The sequence below is a fragment of the Candidatus Hodgkinia cicadicola genome (assembly GCF_002774925.1).
In genome coordinates this window covers 1-779 of sequence record NZ_NXGO01000126.1, presented here as the reverse complement: position 1 = coordinate 779, position 779 = coordinate 1, and the positions used below count along the sequence as shown (strand labels likewise).

At 32.9% G+C, this 779-nt stretch carries 1 protein-coding gene; it reads left to right on the top strand.

Annotated elements, in window-relative coordinates; all coding sequences use genetic code 4:
- Window positions 1-353: 353 nt before the first annotated feature.
- The gene (locus tag MAGTDC_RS03620) at window positions 354-575 is read left to right on the top strand and encodes a hypothetical protein (protein WP_146657084.1); all 222 of its coding nucleotides are present in this window, start codon (window positions 354-356) and stop codon (window positions 573-575) included.
- The last annotated feature ends 204 nt before the right edge of the window (window positions 576-779 follow it).

The following is a 779-nucleotide window of genomic DNA, read 5'->3' as shown; positions in this document are numbered from 1 at the left end:
TCATCATCATCTCATCTTCAGCAAGAATTAAACCAAAAATGGTTTGTTGGGGTCCGAAGCAGGTAGACTAGAGCTGGTCACTCCAACACTTCTTCGAACACCCCACACCTCTCTGTCCTTTAAGCTTAGAATTCCTTAGTTGTTTGGCGATGTGGGAGTTATTCATTCAGTTAGGATGTTCCAACCATTATGGCTGATATTGGACAATTCTCAAGTATACTCATAATATTCAGCTCCTGCCATACATTGACATTTCTTTTGCGATCTTGAGGAATTATGTTTATGTTATAATTAGTATAATTTTTAATTTATATTAGCATATTACAATTTATTTTTTCTTTTTTTTTAGAGCTATGCAAAAATCAGGAAAACCATTAAAGGCATTAAAAGCCAGATTGAAAGGCAAAGAAGGCCGTATCCGAGGTAATTTGATGGGCAAGCGTGTTGATTTCTCAGCACGTACTGTCATCACTCCAGATCCTAATCTGGGCATTGATCAAGTAGGAGTTCCACGTTCCATTGCGCAGAACATGACTTTCCCTGAAATTGTGACACCATTCAATATTGACAAGTAAGTAAGAAGATATTATTAAAAACAAGTATTTGTAACAATAATATTAAATGAATTTTTATATTAAAATTATAAAATTGAGAGCCACATAAATTTCATACGATTCATAGATTTGGAATGTTTGAAAACCATTATAATTTATAAAATGTGTAGGTTATATGAATAGCTTGATTTTGATATGAAAATTCAATTTTTGTGTTTCAGAATG